This is a genomic window from Limnohabitans sp. 15K (assembly GCF_002778285.1).
GTDB lineage: Bacteria > Pseudomonadota > Gammaproteobacteria > Burkholderiales > Burkholderiaceae_C > Limnohabitans_A.
On record NZ_NESM01000001.1, the window covers coordinates 1,279,957 to 1,299,423 of the forward strand.

Sequence of the window (19,467 nt, forward strand, 5' to 3'; positions counted from 1 at the left end):
GCCTGCCACAATAAGGGCATGAGCTCTTTCGCCCCCCTCCAAAACGACAGCTTCTTGCGCGCCTGTCTGCGCCAAGCCACCGACCACACGCCCGTCTGGCTCATGCGCCAAGCCGGGCGCTATTTGCCTGAGTACCGCGACACCCGCGCCAAGGCAGGCAGCTTCATGGGCTTGGCGACGAATGTGGACTACGCCACCGAAGTCACCTTGCAACCGCTCGAGCGCTACCCGCTGGATGCCGCGATTCTTTTCAGTGACATCCTCACCGTGCCCGACGCCATGGGCCTGGGCCTGAGCTTCGCCTTGGGCGAAGGCCCCAAATTCGCCAAAAACGTGCGCAACGAAGCCGCCGTGGCCGAATTGGCCGTACCCGACATGAACAAGCTGCGCTACGTCTTCGACGCAGTCACCAGCATCCGCAAAGCGCTGAACGGCCGCGTGCCTTTGATCGGCTTTTCCGGCAGCCCCTGGACACTGGCTTGCTACATGGTCGAAGGCGCAGGCTCGGACGACTACCGCCACGTCAAAACCTTGATGTACAGCCGCCCCGACCTGATGCACCGCATTCTGGAGATCAACGCCGATGCCGTGGCCCTGTACCTGAACACGCAAATCGAAGCCGGTGCCCAAGCGGCCATGATTTTTGACAGCTGGGGCGGCGTGCTGGCCGATGGGGCCTTCCAGCAATTCAGCTTGGCCTACACAGCCCGCGTGCTGAGCCAACTCAAAACCGAACACAACGGCCAACGCATCCCCAGCATCGTCTTCACCAAAGGCGGCGGCTTGTGGTTGCCCGAGATGGCGGGCCTGAACTGCGACGTGCTGGGCTTGGACTGGACCATGAACCTGGGCCGCGCACGCGCCCTGGTGGGCGGCGAGATCGGCGGCCCCGGCAAAGCACTGCAAGGCAACATCGACCCCAACATCCTGTTTGCCCCACCCGAGCACATTGCCACCGAGGTGCGCCGCGTGCTGGACAGCTTTGGCACGCCGCACACGGACAAAACCACCAACGGACCCACCCACATCTTCAACCTGGGCCACGGCATCAGCCAATTCACCCCACCCGAGCATGTGACAGCGTTGGTGGAGGCGGTGCACAGCCATTCGCGGGCCATGCGCCAAAAGTGAGCATGGCGCGCAGAAAGTCTTCGGCTCTTAGCATAGAAAAAAGACAGATAAAAGCCTTTATTTGCAAAATATTTGTCTTTGAGCGCTTGACTTATGCACAAAAGTAAAAAGCCACTCTGGCAGTACAGGCTTGCTGCACAGCAGCAAACCCCTTCCAACACCCAATCTGTAAGTCATTGATTTGATTGGACTTTTAATCTTGCACATTGGATGGGCAATTTGTTGGAAGGCTTGATTTTCAAGGCTTCCAGCGCATCCCAATCGAGTTTTCAACAAAGTTATCCACAGATTTTTTGGATCAAGCCCAAAGTACTGAAAAATCAAGGACTTACATCTTGTTTCAAGAAGTTGGCTAACCTTCAATACCCACAAATCCACCTCGAATCACCGGAAACCTTGTGAGCACACCCTGCTGGATCGACGTCGCCGTCCAGACCCCCGCCCACAGCCAGGTGGGCGGTTTGCTGTCTTACCGATGCCCATTTTTGGTGCAACCGGGCCAATTGGTGCGTGTGCCTTTTGGCCCACGCGAGGTGTTGGGCGTGGTCTGGGCGATTCAAGACCATGCCCCGGCCGACATGCCCGCATCCAATGTGCGCGACGTGTTGGGTGTTTTGGAAGGCTTACCGCCGCTGGATGAAGCTTGGCGGCAACTGGTGCAGTTCTCGGCCCAGTATTACCAGCGCTCTTTGGGCGAGGTGGCGTTGTCGGCCTTGCCCCCCCAGTTGCGCGACCTGAGCAACGAACAACTGGCCCGCCGCCTTAAAAAACAAAACACCGAGCGCGCCGTGAACACCACGCCCGGCCCGGCCTTGTCGGACGAGCAAAGCGCCGTGCTGGCGCAAATGGCCACAGGCACCGGGCCGTTTTTGTTGTTTGGCAGCACCGGCAGCGGCAAGACCGAGGTGTATTTGCAGGCCGTGGAACGCATGTTGGCCGCCGACCCACGAGACCAGGCCTTGCTCATGGTGCCGGAGATCAACCTCACGCCGCAGCTGGAAGAACGGGTACAGGCCCGCTTTGGCAACGACGCCGTGGTGTCCATGCACAGCGGCATGACGCCCGCCCAGCGCCTGAAGGGCTGGCTGGCCGCGCATGCGGGCCACGCCCGCATCGTGCTGGGCACCCGCATGGCCATTTTTGCGTCCATGCCGCACCTGAAGCTGATCGTGGTCGACGAAGAACACGACCCCAGCTACAAGCAGCAAGAGGGCGCACGTTATTCGGCGCGAGACTTGGCGGTGTATCGGGGCAGATTGCACAAGGCCCCGGTGCTACTGGCCTCGGCCACGCCCTCGCTGGAAAGCTGGCACCACAGCCGGCCGGCCGATGCCGAAGATACAGGCGGTCGTTACCAACGCCTGCTGATGCCCTCGCGCATTGGCACAGCACTTTTGCCCAAGGTGAGGCGCGTGGACATGAACAAACAGCCGCGCCGCGCCGTGCTGTCCACCCAGTTGGTCGCCGCCATCCAAGAGCGGGTCCAGCGCGGCGAGCAATGCATGCTGCTGCTCAACCGCCGTGGCTATGCCCCCGTGCTGCACTGCGCCGACTGCGGCTGGAAAAGCGAATGCAAGCACTGCAGCGCGTTTCGGGTGTTCCACAAAATTGACCGCACCTTGCGCTGCCACCACTGCGGACTGACCGAGCGCGTGCCACGCGCCTGCCCCGAGTGTGGCAACGCCGACATCGCCCCCATTGGCCGCGGCACCGAACAGCTCGAAGAGCATCTGGGCGAGTTGTTGGCGCACGTTTTACGGACTGACGGCAGCCCGGTGCGCATCGCCCGCATCGACGCCGACACCACACGCCTCAAAGGTGCGCTGGAGAGCCAACTGGCCCAGGTGCACTCCGGCGAGGTGGATGTCTTGATCGGCACCCAAATGATCGCCAAAGGGCACGATTTCCGGCGCATCACCTTGGTGGCCGCTGTCAACCCGGACACCGCACTGTTTTCAAGCGACTTTCGAGCACCCGAGCGCTTGTTTGCGTTGCTCATGCAAGCCGCAGGCCGCGCTGGGCGAGATGCCACCCAAAGCGCCACCAGCGAAATGTGGGTGCAAACCTTTCACCCGCAACATGCCTTGTTTGAGGCGCTCAAACAACACGACTACCCGGCCTTTGCCGCCAGCGAATTGGCCGAGCGCACCGCCGCCGACCTGCCGCCCATAAGCCACCAGGCCCTGCTGCGCGCCGACGCCCGCACGCAAGAAGCCGCCCAAGCCCTGCTGAACGCGGCCCGCGAGACCTTGGAAGCACAACTGAGCGAAAACCCAGACACCGCCGACTTGGTGCTGCAAGTGAGTGTGTACCCCGCCGTGCCCATGAGCATGCAGCGCGTGGCCGATGTGGAGCGCGCCCAAATGCTGCTGGAAAGCCCCAGCCGTATGGCGCTGCAAAAAATGCTGTGGCACCTGCATGGCGTGCTGCACCAAGTGCGCAGCCAGCCCGAACACAAAGGCGTGATCCGCTGGCTGGTGGACGTGGACCCGCAGGCGATCTGACACGGCGAGTCCTCCCCTTGTAGGAGCGAGCCCCTGCTCGCGAATCTTTATAGAGGGTGCCGCAAGCATTCGGCCGCAGGGGCAGCCTCCTACAAAAACCAAACAGGCCGACCCTTGGCGTGGATGTCAGGCTTTGAAAAAGGCCACCGCCCCAGAGAAGGTCAAAAAAGCCACTGCGGTGGTGACCAAAATGATGCGGGCAATGCGCCCGTTGTCAGCCCCCAAGCGCTCAGCCAGCAGCGACACATTGCTGGCACTGGGCAGTGCGGCCACCAACACCATCACCTGCAACGCCAAAGGATCGATCGGCACGCCCCATTGGATGGCCGTCAAGCCCACCAGCAAAACCAACACCGGGTGCAGCACCAGCTTGGCCAGGGCAATCGGCAGGTAGTCCGCCATGCGCAAAGGGCCATCGGCGCGTTCATGGGCCAGCATTTGCGAGCGGGCCAAGACCGCACCAATGGTGAACAGCGCCACAGGCGAAGCCGCATCGGCCAACAAGCTCACGGTTTTGTTCACCGGGCCTATCAGTGCCAAGTTCCAAAATGAAAACGCCGCCCCCAAACTGATGGCCCAAGGCATCGGGTTGCGCAGCACCCCGGCCAGCGCTTTGCGGGCGGCCACCGCCGCACCGTGCTCTCCGGCCGCGTCCATGCGCGACAAAGCCACACACAAGGACGAGGTGATGACCAAATCCACGACGATGGTCACAATGGCCGGCCCCACCGCCTGCGCACCGAGCAAGGCCACCAACAAAGGCACGCCCATGAAACCCGTGTTGGGAAAGGCCGCGACCAAAGCCCCCAAAGACGCATCGTTCCAGCGGATGCGCGGATTCAGGCTGATGGCGATGCTGAACGCCACCATCACCAAGGCGCAAAACAAGTAAGAGAAAAACACCCCGGCATCGAGCAATTGCGCAATCGGCGTGTCGGCCCCGAACCGAAACAACATGCACGGCAGTGCAAAAAACAGCACAAAGCCGTTCAGGCCCGGAATGGCCGCCAAAGGCAAAAACCGCCATTTGGCCGCCACATAACCGCACAAAACCAGTGCAAAGAAGGGAAAGGTGACACGCAGGATTTCAAGCATGCCCCGATTGTCGGGGTAAACCACTAGACGACTGGCCCAAGGCAGTCGCCGTGCAGACAAGCTGGACACGCCCCATGGGTCTGTCAGCGAAAGTCTGTCAATCCAGGTCTTCAGCCTGTCGGTCCGCGTCATACGGGCAGCGGTCACACGCCAGACCGCTATGATGGCCCGCTTTGCCTCGCATCTTCGTTTCGCCCACCTCCCCCATGTCAGCCGGACTCAACAACGCCCAACTCGAAGCCGTGAACTTTGTCTCCGGCCCCTGCCTGGTGTTGGCCGGGGCGGGTTCGGGCAAGACGCGGGTGATCACACACAAAATCGGGCGGCTGATCGAAGCCGGGCTGGAGCCCAAGCGCATCGCCGCCATCACCTTCACCAACAAGGCCGCTGCCGAAATGCGCGAGCGGGCCAAGCAGCTGATTGGACGCGCCGCCAAAGATGTTCTGATCTGCACCTTCCACGCCCTGGGCGTGCGCATCATGCGCGAAGACGGTGCGGTGCTGGGCCTGAAACCCCAGTTCAGCATCATGGATGCAGACGATGTGACCAGCATCTTGAAGGACTGCGGCGGCACCACCGACGCGGCCACCGCCCGCCAGTGGCAGTGGACCATCAGCCTGTGGAAGAACATGGGGCTCAATGCCGAGCAAGCTGCCGCTCAGGCCCCCGACGACAACGCCCGGGTGATCGCCCGCATCATGGCGCTGTACCAAGAGCGGCTGACGGCTTACCAGAGCGTGGACTTTGATGACCTGATCGGCATGCCCCTGAAACTGCTGGCCGAGTACCCCGAGGTGCGCGAGCGCTGGCAGGCCAAGATGGGCCATGTGCTGGTGGACGAATACCAAGACACCAACGCCACCCAATACGAGGTGCTGAAACACCTGGTGGGCGAGCGGGCACGCTTCACGGCGGTGGGCGACGACGACCAGTCGATTTACGGCTGGCGCGGCGCGACGCTGGACAACCTCAAGCGCTTGCCAGTGGACTTTCCAAATCTGAAAGTCATCAAGCTGGAGCAAAACTACCGCTCCACCAGCGCCATCTTGCGTGCGGCGAACAACGTCATCGAACCCAACCCCAAGCTCTACCCCAAGACCCTGTTTTCGGAGCTGGGTGAGGGCGAGCCTGTGCGCGTGGTCGATGCCGTGAACGAAGAGCACGAGGCCGACCGCGCGATCGCGCGCATCCAGTCGATTCGCGGGGGCCAAATCAACCCGTCCAAACACCGCGAGTTCAAGGACTTTGCCATCCTGTACCGCGCCAACCACATGGCCAGGCCGTTTGAACAAGCGCTGCGCCGCGCCAACATCCCCTACAAGGTGTCGGGCGGGCAGAGCTTTTTTGACAAGGCAGAAATCAAAGACCTGTGCGCCTGGTTTCGCCTGTGGATCAACAACGACGATGACCCGGCATTTTTGCGCGCCATCACCAGCCCCAAACGCGGCATTGGCCACCAGACCTTGGGCCAGCTGGGCACCTTTGCCACGCAATACAAACTGAGCCTGTTCGAGGCCTTGTTTGCGGGCAGCCTGCCCAGCGCGGTCAATGCCCGCGCGGTGGATGGCTTGCACGAGTTTGGCCGTTACATCAACGACCTGGAACACCGCGCACGCCTGACTTTGGGCAAGACGGACGCATTGGCTTTCTTGTTGGAGTGGCTGAAAGAAATCGGCTACGAATCGCACCTGTACGACGGCGAAGACAACGAAAAAGTGGCCTCGGCCCGCTGGACCAATGTGCTGGAGTTTTGCGACTGGATGGCGGGGCGCTGCGGCGGCGAGATCGAAGACGCCACCGGAGCCCAAGCGACAGAAGTCAAAAACCTGCTGGACGTGGCGCAAACCATCTCGCTGATCTCGACCCTGAGCGAACGCGAGAAAGACCAAAACGTGGTCACCCTGTCGACCCTGCACGCCTCCAAGGGTTTGGAGTGGCCGCATGTCACGCTGGTGGGCGTGAACGAGGGCTTGTTGCCCTTCAAACTGGGTGATGACGACACCACCGCAGGGGCCAGCCAAGAGGGCATTTTGCTGCGCCTGCAAGAAGAGCGCCGCCTGATGTACGTGGGCATCACCCGTGCTCAGCGCAGCCTGGCCGTGAGCTGGACCAAACGCCGCAAAAAAGGCCGCGAAACCGTGGCCGCCCTGCCCAGCCGCTTCATTGCCGAAATGCGGCTGGACGAAAACACCACCAAAGAAGACCCACGCGAAAAACTCAAGGCCTTGCGTGCCGAATTTGCCCAGCGTGCCGCCAATGCGGCAGCAGAGGCCAAGCCTTGAAGCCGCTGGCGACAAGCTTGGCATCGATTGCCACAGTTTTGTCGCAAAATACAGGCCTTCTGAGCACCGGCCTGCACCCTATAGGCATTTGAACCTTGAACTCCAGCACTTACCTTCAGCCTCCGTCCAAGCGCAAGCTTTGGGGCGTGGCGGGCGTGGTGGTTTTGCATGCGCTTTTGCTGTGGGCCATTCAGGCGGGTTTGCACCGCACAGTGGCGCAAAAACTGCCCACGGTGGTGCAAGCGCTCTTGCTGGAAGAAAAGCGACCTGAACCACCGCCGCCAGAGCCGCCCGCCAAAGCGCCCCCTCAAGCGCCGCCCCCCAAAACCCCGCCACCACCCGCCTTTGTGCCCCCCGCCGAAGTGCCTGCGCTTGTGGCCCCACCCAACGCCATTGCGGCCGTGACGGCTAACCCGGCACCTGCACCCGCGGCGGCCCCCACTTCGGCACCACCAACGGCCACCGCCAGTCCTGCCGCCCCCCAGCGCACAGCACCCGCCACACGCACCGCCGCAGGTGTCAACATGGCCCAATGTGACAAGCCCGAATACCCCAGTGCCTCCAGGCGCATGGAAGAAGAAGGCACCGTTGGTTTGAAGTTTTTGGTGGGCGCAGATGGCAAAGTGATCCAGTCCGAAATCGAAAAAAGCTCGGGCTACAAACGCCTGGACGAAGCGGCAAGAGCCGGTTTGGCGAAATGCCTGTTCCGCCCGGCCATGGTCGACGGCAAACCCGAGCAAGCCTGGACCACCATCAAGTACGTCTGGCGTCTGGAATGAACCCCATCCAGCCACGCCACACCCACCCAAGACACAAGCGAAAAGGAAATCACCGCATGATCACCGCCCTGAAAAACACGCTGTTGGCCGCCACTTTGCTGGCCAGCCTGCTGGTCACGGGTCACAGCTTGGCCGCACCCAACAAGGACACCCCAGACACCGCAGCCCCACCCTCGGTGACGGCGACCGTGGCCGTCCAGCCCGCTGCTGCGGTGGCCGCTGACGCCAACGCCCCCGAAGCCAACCCCTACGGGCTGGGTGCCTTGTGGGCACAAGGCGATGCCGTGGCCAAGGGCACGCTGTTGATTTTGGTGATCATGAGCATGGGCAGCTGGTACGTGATCTTCACCAAGTTCACCGAGCAGTCCAAGCTGCACAAGTTCGCGCAGGCGGCACAAGCCAACTTCTGGACCGCGGGCTCGGTGCGCCAAGCCGCCGATGCGCTGGACAGCGCCAGCCCCTTCCGTTTCATTGCCGAAAAGGGCTTAGAAGGCGCGTCCAAACACGACGGCCTGCTGGGCACCGTGGACTTCAACACCTGGGTCACCATGAGCATTCAGCGGGCCATGGGCACGGTGCAAAGCCGCATGCAAGATGGCTTGGCGGTGCTGGCCACGGTGGGCTCAACCGCGCCCTTTGTGGGTTTGTTTGGCACCGTGTGGGGCATCTACCATGCGCTGGTCAAGATCGGCATGTCGGGCCAAGCCAGCATCGACAAAGTGGCCGGCCCCGTGGGCGAAGCCCTGATCATGACCGCCATTGGCCTGGCTGTGGCCGTGCCGGCGGTGCTGGGCTACAACTGGCTGGTGCGCCGCAACAAAGCGGCCATGGAAGAAGTCAATGCCTTTGGCGCTGACCTGCACGCGGTGCTGCTGGCTTCGGCGAAAAAGTAATGGGTCCGAACCTTGGCCCCTCGCTGGGCACGGCAGACGATGACGAGGTCATCGGCACCATCAACACCACGCCCCTGGTGGACGTGATGCTGGTGCTGTTGATCATTTTTCTGATCACCATCCCGGTGGTGACCACCTCGATCAAGGTGGACCTGCCCAAAGAACTGAACGTGGTGCGCCAGGCCAAGCCCGAAACCGTGGTGATCTCGGTCAACCAAGCCGGGCAAATCTACCTCTACGACACCCCTGTCAAATCTACGACCGATCTGGCCGAGCGGTTGCAAAAATTTGCCGCCATGAAGCCGCAACCGGATGTTCAGATCCGAGGTGACGCACAAAGCGCGTTCGAGTCGGTGGGGCGCGTCATGTACGCGGTGCAACGCGCAGGCATTGCCCAAGTCGGCTTCATCACCGACCCGGCGCCTTAAGGCCCGCAAACCCTGCAAGTTATTCAAGGAAATACACATGGCCATGCATCTGGGCAGCAGCCAAAGCGATGAGTCCGAGGTGATGATGGACATCAACACCACGCCGTTGATCGACGTGATGTTGGTGCTGATCATCATGCTGATCATCACCATTCCGGCGCAATTGCACTCGGTCAACCTGGACATGCCTGTGGTCACCAGCACACCACCCAAGGTCGATCCGGTGGTCGTCCACATTGAGATCGAAGCCGACGCCAGCCTGCGCTGGAACGGCCAACCCCTGGCCAACCGACAAGCACTGGCCTCGCGCCTGGCCGAAGCCGCGGCCTTGCAGCCGCAACCCGAGTTGCACATCCGCTCTCACGCCAAAGCCAAGTACGAAGCGACTGCTGCCGTGCTGGCAGGGGCCCAACGCGCGGGCCTCACCAAGCTGGGCATGGTGGGCAGCGAACGGTTTGCGTATTGATTCCACATCCTTCTAAAACCTAAGTTTCATTGCTTTTGGTACGGGCAGGGGTAGCATGAACAGACCTATGAATGCTCCAGCGCCCACCTCGCACGCACTGCTCATCGTGGATGATCATCCGGTTTATCGCGAAGCCTTGGGAGAGGCCTTGTCCAAAGATTTCGCACCTTTGGGCATTGACGTCAAAACCGCCAGCAACGCCAGTGAAGGCATGTCCTTGGTGAGTGAATCCTCGCAGTCTTGGCTAGTCTTGCTGGATGTCTTGATGCCGGGCTTGAGCGGTTTGGCGGGCATCAAGGTCTTCAAAAGCATGCCCAATGTGGCGCATGTGGTGTCCATTTCCGGTCTGGATGCCGATGTCTGGGAGCCTCGCGCCGTGGCCGCGGGTTCAACGTTGTTTTTGTCCAAGAACAACACCTCTGCGGTCATCTTCAAGAAAATCTACGGCTTGTACAACGGCGTGCAGGGACAAAACGTACCCAACCCACTGTCTACGCAGAGTGAGTACCGCCTCACCCAGAGGCAACTGGAAGTTCTGACCTTGATCTCCATGGGGCATCCCAACAAGATCATTGCCGACCTGTTGGACATCAAAGAGCAAACGGTCAAAATTCACATCAACCAGATTTTTAAAGAGTTGCGGGTTTTCAACCGCACCCAAGCGGTCTTGAAAGCTCAAAAACTTCTGCTGACGGCCACCCCGCCTCAGGCTTGAGGCATCCATGAACCCTTCTGTGCTTGGTCGTGATTTGCCCTCTGAGGGGCGCATGGACCCATCGTTGATTGCCATTGAAAAATTGCAATCCATGCGCGACTACTCCAAGTCCAGCACCATCGCCACGGTCTTGGCACCGCTGTTGTGCATCCCTTTGTATTGGGACAACACAGATCCATTCGCATTTGGCGCATGGTTTGTGGCGATGAGCCTTGCGGTCATTGCGCGGTATGGCTTGATCAGATCCATTGGCGCTGTACCCCAACCGGCCCAGGATGCCCAACGGTTGAACATCGGTATTGGCTTGGTGACTTTTGTCTGGGGCATGGGCTGGTATGTCTTTGTTCAGCCGTCCGACATGGTGAGTTATTTAACGTACCAAATCATCAGTCTCACGGTGCTGTTTGTCGGTATGGTGGGGTATTGCATCAACTGGCGGACTTTTTTTGCTTTTGTCATTCCGCTCAAAGCGCCTGAGCTCATTTTCATTTCCTTGCATTTCAGCCAAATCGTTTGGCCTATTGCACTGGGATCGATGGTGGCCTTTTATTTGGCTTTGAAAATGGCGTTCCTGTTTTCCAAATCATGGGAAAAATCATTTGCATTGCGTTTGAAAAACGATGCGCTGATTGATCAACTGATTGAGGAAAAAAACGCCTCCATGGCGGCCAACTTGGCCAAATCCGAATTCATCGCGACCGCCAGCCATGACTTGCGTCAACCGATGCAATCGATCAATATTTTCATGGACTTGATTGACACGCAGCAATTGAAGGCGAGTGACGGCTCTATCTTCAACAGAATGCGCAAAAGCGTCTCTGTGCTGAACCGGATGTTCAACACCCTGCTGGACATCAGCAAACTCGATTCCAGCTTCGTGGTCCGGCAAAGCCAATTCAATTTGGTCGAGATCATTCACAACTTGGAAGAAAGTTTTACCGACCAGTACACGGAAAAGAAAATCAAGCTGACGTTCACGGGTGGCCATCACTTGGTCATGGGCGATGCCCATTTGCTTGAGCAAGTATTGAGAAACTTACTGTCCAACGCGATTCAATACACCGACCATGGACACATCCGAGTGACCTTTCAGATCACTTCAGGCACGTTGAGCTTTTCTGTAGAAGACACGGGCTGCGGCATTCCAGAGGCCGATTTGCCTCTGATCTTCAATGAATTTTTCCGCTCAGACCACTCTCGCTCTCAATACGACGGTTTGGGCCTGGGACTGGCCATCGTGACCCGCATCGTCAAAAAGATCAACGGCCAATGCCAAGTGCAATCTGAAGTGGGCAAGGGCTCTGTTTTCACGGTTCACACGCCTTTCGCCATCCTTACCCAAGAGACATTGGAAAGCACGCCTTCACTTCCTGTGCAGCACACTTTGCAAGAAGCAGAACCCCCAGCGTATGAACTGCAGGATGAGACGCCAACACGTCATTTGGGCATCATTGAAAACGACGAAGCTCTTCAGCAAGCCTACCAGCAATACTTCGCGCAATCGGGCTACAGCGTTCACATCGTGCCCTTTGAAGAAACGGCCTTTCGGGCCCATTTGGCATCGTTGCCCAAACTGGATTTCATACTGAGCGACTACCGCTTAGGCGCCAGGGATGGGATTTATTTCATCCAGCAATTGCGCGAAGAATTCAACCACGACATCCCAGCGTGCATCGTGACGGCAGACACATCACCACAACACTTGGAGTTGTTCAGCCAGCACAACATCGACGTCATGTACAAACCCATTGACATCAAAACCGTGGAGAAATTCATCGCCCTTCACATGCCCTGATGTGCGTCTGGGCTCAGTGCCAATGGGCTATGGGTTGATTCAAGTGCTTATTCGTCGCTGGCAATTTCAGCCAAGGCAATACACACCCGGCTGACCATCACTTTGGGAACCGTTTTTGTTTTGACAGTTCCCTTGCCCACGGGGCCTTGGTAGTCGTAAAACGACTTCCACAAGCCCTCCACTTCTTGGTCATAAGCCACCAGGCGAAACGCATCACCGTTCGGGCATCGGCCCGTCATGGTGATGCCAGCGTCTGGCTGGGTGGCAACTTTCTGGGCCGAATCGGCATGCGGCGTAGCGGCCAAGGAGGCTCCAGCCAGGAACAAAAATAGGGCTGACATGCCATATCGAGCCCCCAAGCAACGGTGATTGTGTTTCAGAGTTTTCATCGAATTTTTGCGGAAACGGTGCATCCATCCTAGGTTAGGCACCGCGACGGATCCATAACAAATTCGCTCTAGAACCAAAGCTCGGAGGGTCGGCCTTGGGATTTTTGACACAAAAAAACCGCTCTGGAGAGCGGTTTTTTCATGGGGTCAAGTCCGATCAATCGGCGTACTTACCGGCCGCGTCGACGGCAGTTTTGATCTTGGCCATTTCAGCAGCGACAAACTTTTTGTGCTCAGCCGGCTCTGTGCGGTTGTCGTTCACCACCAAGGCGCCCAGGCCTTCGTTCTTTTTGATGAAGTCAGGGTCTTTCAGCGCCTTCTTCAACGCCTCGTTCAGGGTTTTGGTGATGGCTTCGGGTGTGCCTTTGGGCGCATACAAACCGTGCCAGATGGTCAGGTTGAAGCCTTTGAGGCCCATCTCTTGCAAGCTGGGGTAATGTTTGAGCACAGGGTGTGTGCTCAGGGGCTTGGCGGTGGTCACGGCGAAGGCCTTGACACGACCCGACTCGATTTGCTGGGTGGTGTTGGTGGTTTGGTCACACATCACATCGACCTGGCCGCCGATCAGGGCAGTCATGGCGGGGGCGGTGCCACCAAACGGGATGGTGGTCATCGCGTCTTTGGTCTGCAAGGTGGATTGCCAAAGCAAACCGCAAAGGTGCGAGGCTGAACCCAAACCCGCATGGGCAATGTTGAGTTTGCCAGCGTTGGCGCGGATGTAGTTTTCGAAGTCGCGGTAGGTGTTGGCGGGCAACTGGGGCTTGCCGATCAGGGTCATGGGCACGTCGTTGATCATGCCCAAGTATTCAAAATCATCCAGCGTTTTGTAAGCGAGCTTGCGGTACAAGGCGGGGGTTGCGGCCATGCCGATGTGGTGCAACAACAGGGTGTGACCATCGGGTGCGGCTCTGGCCACTTTGGTGGCACCGATCGTGCCGCCGGCACCGGCTGCGTTTTCGACCACAAAGTTGCTGCCGGGCACGAACTTGCGCATGGCTTCGGCCAAATCGCGCGCCACGCGGTCGGTGGGGCCTCCGGCGGTGAAGGGCACAACGATGGAAATTGGTTTGGTGCCAGGGTAAGTCTGGGCATGAGCACCCAAGGAAACAGCAGCGATGGCTGCCAAGGCAAACAGTTTTTTCATTTCTAAACCCCAAAAGTTATTTTGATAGTCTAGAACCAAAGTTGAAGCTTGCCATGGCGGTAAATACTTAGTCACTTTTCCTAATTTCCCGCTGGACACAGGGTCATGGGCCAAACCAAGGCCCAACAGCACTCACTGGTAGCTTCTGGCGTCTTCAATCACCTTGCCGTCGTTGGCCAAACTGCCTTGCGCCACCAGGTGCACATCACCCCGCAGTTTGGTCACGTCGCGCACCGCCTCGGACAGCTTGGCCTTGAGCGCCTCATCCCCCAAACGATCGGTTTCCACATGCAAGGCCATCTGGTCATTGGCCATCTCGCCGGTCACCACCAGCCGGGCTTTGCTCACTTCAGGGAAGCGTTTGACGATCTCAGCCACCTGGCCTGGGTGCACAAACATGCCCCGGATCTTGGTGGTCTGGTCGGCGCGGCCCATCCAGCCTTTGATGCGCTGACCGGTGCGTCCGGTGGGGCAGGTGCCGGGCAAGATGGCCGACAAGTCGCCCGTGCCAAAACGGATCAAGGGGTAATCGGGGTTGAGCGTGGTGATGACCAACTCGCCCACCTCGCCCTCGGGCACTGGGTCGCCGGTGCCGGGGCGAACAATCTCCACGATCACGCCCTCGTCCAGCACCAAACCTTCACGCGCTGCGGTTTCGTAAGCGATCAGGCCCACGTCGGCCGTGGCGTAGCACTGGTAGGCGTCGACGCCTTTGGCGGTCATCCAGTCGCGCAGGCTGGGCGGGAAAGCCTCGCCCGACACCAGCGCTTTGCGCACGCTGGGCAAGGCCACGCCCATCTCGGCGGCTTTTTCGAGGATGATTTTCAGGAAACTGGGCGTGCCGATGTAGCCCGCAGGCTGCAGCTCGGCCATCGCGCCCACTTGCTGCTCGGTCTGACCAATGCCCCCCGGGAACACGGTGCAGCCCAAAGCATGGGCACCCGTTTCCATCATGGAGCCTGCGGGTGTGAAGTGGTAGCTGAAGCAGTTGTGGATCAACTCGCCCGGGCGGAAACCCGCCGCAAACATGGTGCGGGCCATGCGCCAGTAGTCAGAGCGGGTGCCTTCGGGCTCGTAAATCGTGCCGGGGCTGGCAAACACTCTGGGCATGCCTTGGCCAAAACCCAGGGTGCTGAAGCCGCCAAACACATTGCCACCTGCAGCACGCACAGCTTTTTGACGCTCGAGCAATTCGGTTTTTCGGATCACAGGCAATTGGGCCAGTGCAGCGCGGCTGTTGACGCTGGCGGCATCCACGTCCTTGAGCAAGTCGGCAAAAGCCGGGGCCTGGCTTTTGGCGTGCGCAACCTGCGCGGGCAAAGCGGCCATGAGGGCGGCTTCGCGGACTTCTGGGGCGCGTGTTTCGAGAGCGTCGTAGTGCGTCATGGGTGCTGTGCGGGTCAATGGTGGGCACGCCCCTGCGTGCAAAAAACAGTGCTGTGGGTGGTCCATTCGCGCGCAGGGGCACGCTCCCACAGGGGAGGGTTTCGGTTGCAGAACCCTTAAGCCAACCAGCGCTTGCGGCGCTTGTAGCTCTTCACATCCTTGAAACTCTTGCGCTCGCCGCCGCCCATCCCTAAGTAAAACTCTTTCACGTCTTCGTTGGTGCGCAGGTCTTCGGCAGCGCCGTCCATCACAATGCGGCCTGACTCCATGATGTAACCGTAGTCGGCGTACTTCAGCGCCATGTTGGTGTTTTGCTCGGCAATCAGGAAGGTCACTTTTTCCTTCTCGTTCAAATCTTTGACGATGTTGAACACCTCTTCCACGATCTGTGGCGCCAAGCCCATCGAGGGCTCGTCCAGCAAGACCATGTTGGGGTTGGACATCAGGGCGCGACCGATGGCGCACATCTGCTGCTCACCGCCGGAGGTGTAGGCCGCTTGCGAAGTGCGGCGGGTTTTCAGCCGCGGGAAGTAGGTGTAGACCTTTTCGAGGTTGGCCGCGATCTCGCCCTTGTCGGTGCGTGTATAGCTGCCGGTCATCAGGTTGTCTTCGATGCTCAGGTGGGCAAAGCAGTGCCGGCCTTCCATGACCTGCACCACGCCACGATTGACCAAATCGGCAGGCGAGAGGTTCTCGATGCGTTCACCACGCAGCTCGATGGAGCCCTTGGTCACCTCACCGCGTTCACCCTTGAGCAAATTGGAAATCGCCCGCAATGTGGTGGTCTTGCCCGCGCCGTTGCCGCCCAGCAAAGCCACGATGCCCTGCTCCGGCACTTGCAAAGACACGCCCTTGAGTACCAGGATGACGTGGTTGTAAATGACTTCAATGCCATTGACGTTGAGAATGATGTTTGAACCGTTCATGGGTGGCCTGTTTGAATCAACTGAAAGAGCAACCACACACGGGCTGGCCTTTCAGTTGACGGCTCACGCGTCAGCGCAAGCCATCAACTTCAGTCACTTAGCTGGGTCGATCAAGACTGGCAATCCGCAGGGGCGCGGCGTGTCATCTTCTTGTCGGCCAGGTACTTGTCAGCGCCTTGTTTGACCATGGGCTTGATGATCTGCTCATCGGCCTGAATGAAGTCCGATGTGAAGTTCCACTTGCTGCCATCCCAGGTCTGCACGCGGGCTGCGGTCGAACCCATGTGGTCTGCACACGATGTGGACAGCGGCTGCATGATGCCGGTGAAGCCCATGGCATCCAGACGCTTTTGGTCCAGTGCCAAGTTTTCCAGGCCCCAGCGCACTTGCTCGCCGGTCATGACCTTGCCCTTGCCAAAACGCTCTTGCGCGCGGCGCACAGCTTCCACGCCCAACATGCCAATGATCACGCCACGGGTGTAGAGCACTTGGCCCACTTCGTCTTTAGGACCGGAGCCTTGGCTCTTGCCGTGCACATGCTTCAAGATGTCTTGGATGACTTTGGGCTGTGTGCCCGATGTGTTCAAGGCCAAGGCGTTGTAACCCTTGGCGCCTTCACCCACGTCTTTGACATCAGGCTCAGCACCCGCCCACCACACGCCGTACATCTTGTCGCGTGGGTAGCCCGTGGCTTGTGCTTCTTTCAAGGCGGTGGAGTTCATCACACCCCAGCCCCACAGCATCACGTAGTCAGGACGGCTTTGACGCACTTGCAACCAGGCCGACTTTTGCTCGACGCCAGGCGCTGTCACAGGGATCAGCTGCAGGTCAAAGCCGTGCATCTTGGCGCGCTCTTGCAGCAATGGGATGGGCTCTTTGCCAAATGGCGAGTCGTGGTAAACCAAGGCGATTTTCTTGCCTTTGAGTTTGTCCAGGCCGCCTTCTTTTTTGCCCAGGTGCTGCACCAGGATGTCAGCGCCAGTCCAGTAGCTGCCCATGAGCGGGAAGTTCCACTTGAAGGCCAAGCCATCTTGCGCAATCGACAAGCCGTAACCCAAGGTGATCAAAGGCACTTTGTCTGCTGGCGCTTTTTCGGTCAACGCAAAGGTGATGCCTGTGGCCTGTGGGTCAACAAGGCCACACCGGGGCGGCCCTTCAGGCGCTCATAGCATTCCACGCCACGGTCTGTGGCGTAACCGGTTTCACACTCTTCATAAGTGAGCTTGACACCGTTGATACCGCCATCGCGCGCATTGATCAACTTGAGATAGTCCTGCTTGCCGTTGGCCCATGGAATGCCGTTGGGGGCATAAGGGCCGGTGCGGTAAGACAGCAACGGGAAAAACTGTTCCTTGGCTTGCGCCTGAACGGATGTCGCCAAGAGCGACGATGCAGCGGTTGCCACAGCGGCCACGGCCAAAATCAAATCACGCATCTTCATGCTTGTCTCCTTTGAAAATTAACACTCAACTCACACACAAAAAATCAAAAACCATCCAAACGCTCAATGTGGGAAAGGCCACAGACGCAACTTCTGCTTGGCAATCGACCACAACTTGGCCAGGCCATGCGGCTCCACAATCAGGAACCAAACAATCAAGCCACCAAAGATCATCAGCTCGGCATGCGACACGCCAGCGGTTGAAATTTCAAAACCCGCCAAGCCGGCGACAACAGGCAAGATCTGACTCAGCGCAATGGGCAGCAAGGTGATAAAAGCCGCGCCCAAAAAGCCGCCCAGGATGGAACCCAGGCCGCCGATGATCACCATGAACAAGAGGCGGAAGGAGATGTCCACCGAGAAAGCTGCGGGCTCCCACGCGCCCAGATAAACAAAGGCCCACAAGCCACCGGCCACACCGATGATGAATGAGCTCACGGCGAAAGCACTCAACTTGGCGTACATCGGGCGGATGCCGATCACGGCAGCGGCCACATCCATGTCGCGGATCGCCATCCACTCACGGCCCACGGCGCTGCGCACCAGGTTTTTAGCGAGCAGTGCGATCACCACCAGCAAACCCAAGCACAACCAGTATTTGCTCAAGGCACTGTCAATCGGCAACCCGAACACCTGCAGTTCAGACACGGAAACCGAACCCGAAGGCGAATCGTTGGTCAGCCACTTGATGCGCAAAAACATCCAGTCACTGAAGAACTGCGCAGCCAATGTGGCCACGGCCAGATACAAGCCTTTCACGCGCAAGCTGGGCAAGCCAAACAAAATGCCAAAGGCCGTGGCGCACAAGCCGCCCAAAATCAAGGCTGGAATCAAGGGCAGGCCCGGAATGCGCACAAAAAAGTTGTAAGCCCCATAAGCACCCACCGCCATGAAGGCGCCCGAACCCAGAGAAATTTGTCCGCAGTAACCCACCAGAATGTTCACCCCCAGCGCAGCCAAGGACATGATCAAAAAGGGAATCAGGATGGCGCGAAAAAAGTAATCGGTGGCCAGCATGGGCACCACAGCAAATGCAAACACCAACAAGATGGCCATGAAGACCTGGTCTTGCCGGATGGGCAAGATCTGTTGGTCCGCGCGGTAGGACGTTTTGAATTGACCGTTTTCTCTGTAGAACATCTTTTCCCCTTACACGCGGTCGATGATTTTTTCGCCAAACAGACCTTGCGGACGGATCAGCAAGAAGCCCAGCGCCAGCACATAGGCAAACCAAATCTCGATGCCACCGCCGACATAACTGCCCAAATAGACTTCCGACAATTTTTCGCCCACGCCAATGATCAGGCCGCCAATGATGGCACCCGGTACGGACGTCAGACCACCCAGAATCACCACCGGCAAAGCCCGCAAAGCCACCGAGGCCAATGAAAACTGCACGCCCAGTTTGCTGCCCCAAATCATGCCGGCGACCAAGGCCACAACACCAGCCACACACCACACGATCACCCAGATGCGGTTGAGCGGAATGCCAATCGACTGCGCCGCTTGGTGGTCATCGGCCACCGCCCGCAAAGCCCGGCCTGTGGACGTTTTCTGGAAGAACACCGTCAGCAAAGTCACCATGGCAGCGGCGATCAGCGCGGCATACAAATCTTCCTTGTTGACCAACACCCCGCCCTCGAAGAGGCCTTCCAGAATGAAGACCGGGTCTTTGGGCATCCCGATGTCGATCTTGTAGATGCTGCTGCCAAACAAGGTCTGGCCCAGCCCTTCAAGGAAATAAGCGATGCCCAAGGTGGCCATCAACAAAGTCGCTCCTTCTTGGTTGACCAAGTGGCGCAGCACCAGGTATTCCACCGCCCAAGCCACCACAAACATCACCACCGCCGCCATCGCGAACGCCAGCACGTTGGCCATCAGCAGGCTGTCCACACCGGTCCACTGTGGGATCCACTCCGAAAAGCGTGCCATCGACAAAGCGCCAAACAGCACCATCGCGCCCTGCGCGAAGTTGAACACGCCTGATGCCTTGAAAATGAGCACAAAGCCCAAAGCCACCAGCGAATACAACATGCCCGCCATCAGGCCGCCGAGCAGTGTTTCAAGAAAAAATGCCATCTTTAAATCCTTGT

At 58.8% G+C, this 19,467-nt stretch carries 16 protein-coding genes and 1 pseudogene; 9 read left to right on the forward strand and 8 right to left on the reverse strand.

The window, feature by feature from the left end; genetic code table 11:
• The first annotated feature begins 18 nt into the window (after positions 1 to 18).
• Both hemE and priA read left to right on the forward strand, forming a co-directional pair.
• The gene (gene hemE / locus B9Z40_RS06050) at positions 19 to 1,131 is read left to right on the forward strand and encodes a uroporphyrinogen decarboxylase (protein ID WP_100172332.1); all 1,113 of its coding nucleotides are present in this window, start codon (positions 19 to 21) and stop codon (positions 1,129 to 1,131) included.
• A 398-nt stretch (positions 1,132 to 1,529) separates the two neighbouring features.
• Positions 1,530 to 3,635: a primosomal protein N' gene (gene priA / locus B9Z40_RS06060; RefSeq protein ID WP_100172334.1), complete on the forward strand. Its 2,106-nt coding sequence runs from the start codon at positions 1,530 to 1,532 to the stop codon at positions 3,633 to 3,635.
• A gap of 126 nt (positions 3,636 to 3,761) precedes the next feature.
• Here the strand turns inward: priA and B9Z40_RS06065 are convergent, their stop codons facing one another.
• Positions 3,762 to 4,730 carry an AEC family transporter gene (locus B9Z40_RS06065; RefSeq protein WP_100172335.1) on the reverse strand — a complete coding sequence of 323 codons (969 nt, stop codon included), beginning with the start codon at positions 4,728 to 4,730 and terminating at the stop codon, positions 3,762 to 3,764.
• 206 nt (positions 4,731 to 4,936) lie between these two features.
• Between B9Z40_RS06065 and B9Z40_RS06070 the strand changes: the two genes are divergently transcribed.
• From B9Z40_RS06070 to B9Z40_RS06100, 7 genes are all read left to right on the forward strand, one after another.
• Positions 4,937 to 7,012 carry an ATP-dependent helicase gene (locus B9Z40_RS06070; RefSeq protein WP_100172336.1) on the forward strand — a complete coding sequence of 692 codons (2,076 nt, stop codon included), beginning with the start codon at positions 4,937 to 4,939 and terminating at the stop codon, positions 7,010 to 7,012.
• A gap of 95 nt (positions 7,013 to 7,107) precedes the next feature.
• Entirely contained in the window at positions 7,108 to 7,791 is a 684-nt protein-coding gene (locus B9Z40_RS06075; RefSeq protein ID WP_100172337.1) for an energy transducer TonB, read from the forward strand.
• A 56-nt stretch (positions 7,792 to 7,847) separates the two neighbouring features.
• Positions 7,848 to 8,684: a MotA/TolQ/ExbB proton channel family protein gene (locus B9Z40_RS06080; RefSeq protein WP_100172338.1), complete on the forward strand. Its 837-nt coding sequence runs from the start codon at positions 7,848 to 7,850 to the stop codon at positions 8,682 to 8,684.
• Positions 8,684 to 9,112 carry a biopolymer transporter ExbD gene (locus tag B9Z40_RS06085; RefSeq protein ID WP_100172339.1) on the forward strand — a complete coding sequence of 143 codons (429 nt, stop codon included), beginning with the start codon at positions 8,684 to 8,686 and terminating at the stop codon, positions 9,110 to 9,112. Before B9Z40_RS06080 ends, B9Z40_RS06085 begins: the two co-directional genes overlap by 1 nt.
• A 37-nt stretch (positions 9,113 to 9,149) precedes the next feature.
• Entirely contained in the window at positions 9,150 to 9,578 is a 429-nt protein-coding gene (locus tag B9Z40_RS06090) for a biopolymer transporter ExbD (protein WP_100172340.1), read from the forward strand.
• 67 nt (positions 9,579 to 9,645) lie between these two features.
• Positions 9,646 to 10,293 carry a response regulator transcription factor gene (locus B9Z40_RS06095; RefSeq protein ID WP_158238059.1) on the forward strand — a complete coding sequence of 216 codons (648 nt, stop codon included), beginning with the start codon at positions 9,646 to 9,648 and terminating at the stop codon, positions 10,291 to 10,293.
• Positions 10,294 to 10,300: 7 nt separating this feature from the next.
• On the forward strand, positions 10,301 to 12,088 hold the full coding sequence (locus tag B9Z40_RS06100) for a hybrid sensor histidine kinase/response regulator (RefSeq protein WP_100172342.1): 1,788 nt from the start codon (positions 10,301 to 10,303) through the stop codon (positions 12,086 to 12,088).
• Between the two features lie 47 nt (positions 12,089 to 12,135).
• On the opposite strand, the gene B9Z40_RS06105 is transcribed toward B9Z40_RS06100, so the two are convergent.
• The 7 genes and pseudogenes from B9Z40_RS06105 to B9Z40_RS06135 all read right to left on the reverse strand — a co-directional run bounded on the left by B9Z40_RS06105 (position 12,136) and on the right by B9Z40_RS06135 (position 19,453).
• A complete protein-coding gene (locus B9Z40_RS06105; RefSeq protein ID WP_143473934.1) occupies positions 12,136 to 12,429 on the reverse strand; it encodes a hypothetical protein in 294 nt (97 codons plus the stop codon).
• 205 nt (positions 12,430 to 12,634) lie between these two features.
• Positions 12,635 to 13,621, reverse strand: a complete 987-nt coding sequence (locus B9Z40_RS06110) for a tripartite tricarboxylate transporter substrate-binding protein (RefSeq protein WP_100172344.1) — start codon at positions 13,619 to 13,621, stop codon at positions 12,635 to 12,637.
• A gap of 132 nt (positions 13,622 to 13,753) precedes the next feature.
• Positions 13,754 to 15,007, reverse strand: coding sequence for a phenylacetate--CoA ligase family protein (locus tag B9Z40_RS06115; protein ID WP_100172345.1), 1,254 nt, complete (start codon positions 15,005 to 15,007; stop codon positions 13,754 to 13,756).
• A gap of 116 nt (positions 15,008 to 15,123) precedes the next feature.
• On the reverse strand, positions 15,124 to 15,933 hold the full coding sequence (locus tag B9Z40_RS06120) for an ABC transporter ATP-binding protein (RefSeq protein ID WP_100172346.1): 810 nt from the start codon (positions 15,931 to 15,933) through the stop codon (positions 15,124 to 15,126).
• A gap of 110 nt (positions 15,934 to 16,043) precedes the next feature.
• Positions 16,044 to 17,374: pseudogene (locus B9Z40_RS06125) on the reverse strand (ABC transporter substrate-binding protein).
• A 63-nt stretch (positions 17,375 to 17,437) separates the two neighbouring features.
• On the reverse strand, positions 17,438 to 18,514 hold the full coding sequence (locus B9Z40_RS06130) for a branched-chain amino acid ABC transporter permease (protein ID WP_100172347.1): 1,077 nt from the start codon (positions 18,512 to 18,514) through the stop codon (positions 17,438 to 17,440).
• Between the two features lie 9 nt (positions 18,515 to 18,523).
• A complete protein-coding gene (locus B9Z40_RS06135) occupies positions 18,524 to 19,453 on the reverse strand; it encodes a branched-chain amino acid ABC transporter permease (RefSeq protein ID WP_100172348.1) in 930 nt (309 codons plus the stop codon).
• Positions 19,454 to 19,467 lie beyond the last annotated feature (14 nt).

What these genes read in the sequence shown, in the direction of transcription:
- hemE (WP_100172332.1), top strand. Translation starts at nt 19, where the DNA reads ATGAGCTCTTTCGCCCCCCTCCAAAACGACAGCTTCTTGCGCGCCTGT.
- B9Z40_RS06065 (WP_100172335.1), bottom strand. Translation starts at nt 4,730, where the DNA reads ATGCTTGAAATCCTGCGTGTCACCTTTCCCTTCTTTGCACTGGTTTTG.
- B9Z40_RS06070 (WP_100172336.1), top strand. Translation starts at nt 4,937, where the DNA reads ATGTCAGCCGGACTCAACAACGCCCAACTCGAAGCCGTGAACTTTGTC.
- B9Z40_RS06080 (WP_100172338.1), top strand. Translation starts at nt 7,848, where the DNA reads ATGATCACCGCCCTGAAAAACACGCTGTTGGCCGCCACTTTGCTGGCC.
- B9Z40_RS06085 (WP_100172339.1), top strand. Translation starts at nt 8,684, where the DNA reads ATGGGTCCGAACCTTGGCCCCTCGCTGGGCACGGCAGACGATGACGAG.
- B9Z40_RS06090 (WP_100172340.1), top strand. Translation starts at nt 9,150, where the DNA reads ATGGCCATGCATCTGGGCAGCAGCCAAAGCGATGAGTCCGAGGTGATG.
- B9Z40_RS06095 (WP_158238059.1), top strand. Translation starts at nt 9,646, where the DNA reads ATGAATGCTCCAGCGCCCACCTCGCACGCACTGCTCATCGTGGATGAT.
- B9Z40_RS06100 (WP_100172342.1), top strand. Translation starts at nt 10,301, where the DNA reads ATGAACCCTTCTGTGCTTGGTCGTGATTTGCCCTCTGAGGGGCGCATG.
- B9Z40_RS06105 (WP_143473934.1), bottom strand. Translation starts at nt 12,429, where the DNA reads ATGTCAGCCCTATTTTTGTTCCTGGCTGGAGCCTCCTTGGCCGCTACG.
- B9Z40_RS06110 (WP_100172344.1), bottom strand. Translation starts at nt 13,621, where the DNA reads ATGAAAAAACTGTTTGCCTTGGCAGCCATCGCTGCTGTTTCCTTGGGT.
- B9Z40_RS06115 (WP_100172345.1), bottom strand. Translation starts at nt 15,007, where the DNA reads ATGACGCACTACGACGCTCTCGAAACACGCGCCCCAGAAGTCCGCGAA.
- B9Z40_RS06120 (WP_100172346.1), bottom strand. Translation starts at nt 15,933, where the DNA reads ATGAACGGTTCAAACATCATTCTCAACGTCAATGGCATTGAAGTCATT.
- B9Z40_RS06130 (WP_100172347.1), bottom strand. Translation starts at nt 18,514, where the DNA reads ATGTTCTACAGAGAAAACGGTCAATTCAAAACGTCCTACCGCGCGGAC.
- B9Z40_RS06135 (WP_100172348.1), bottom strand. Translation starts at nt 19,453, where the DNA reads ATGGCATTTTTTCTTGAAACACTGCTCGGCGGCCTGATGGCGGGCATG.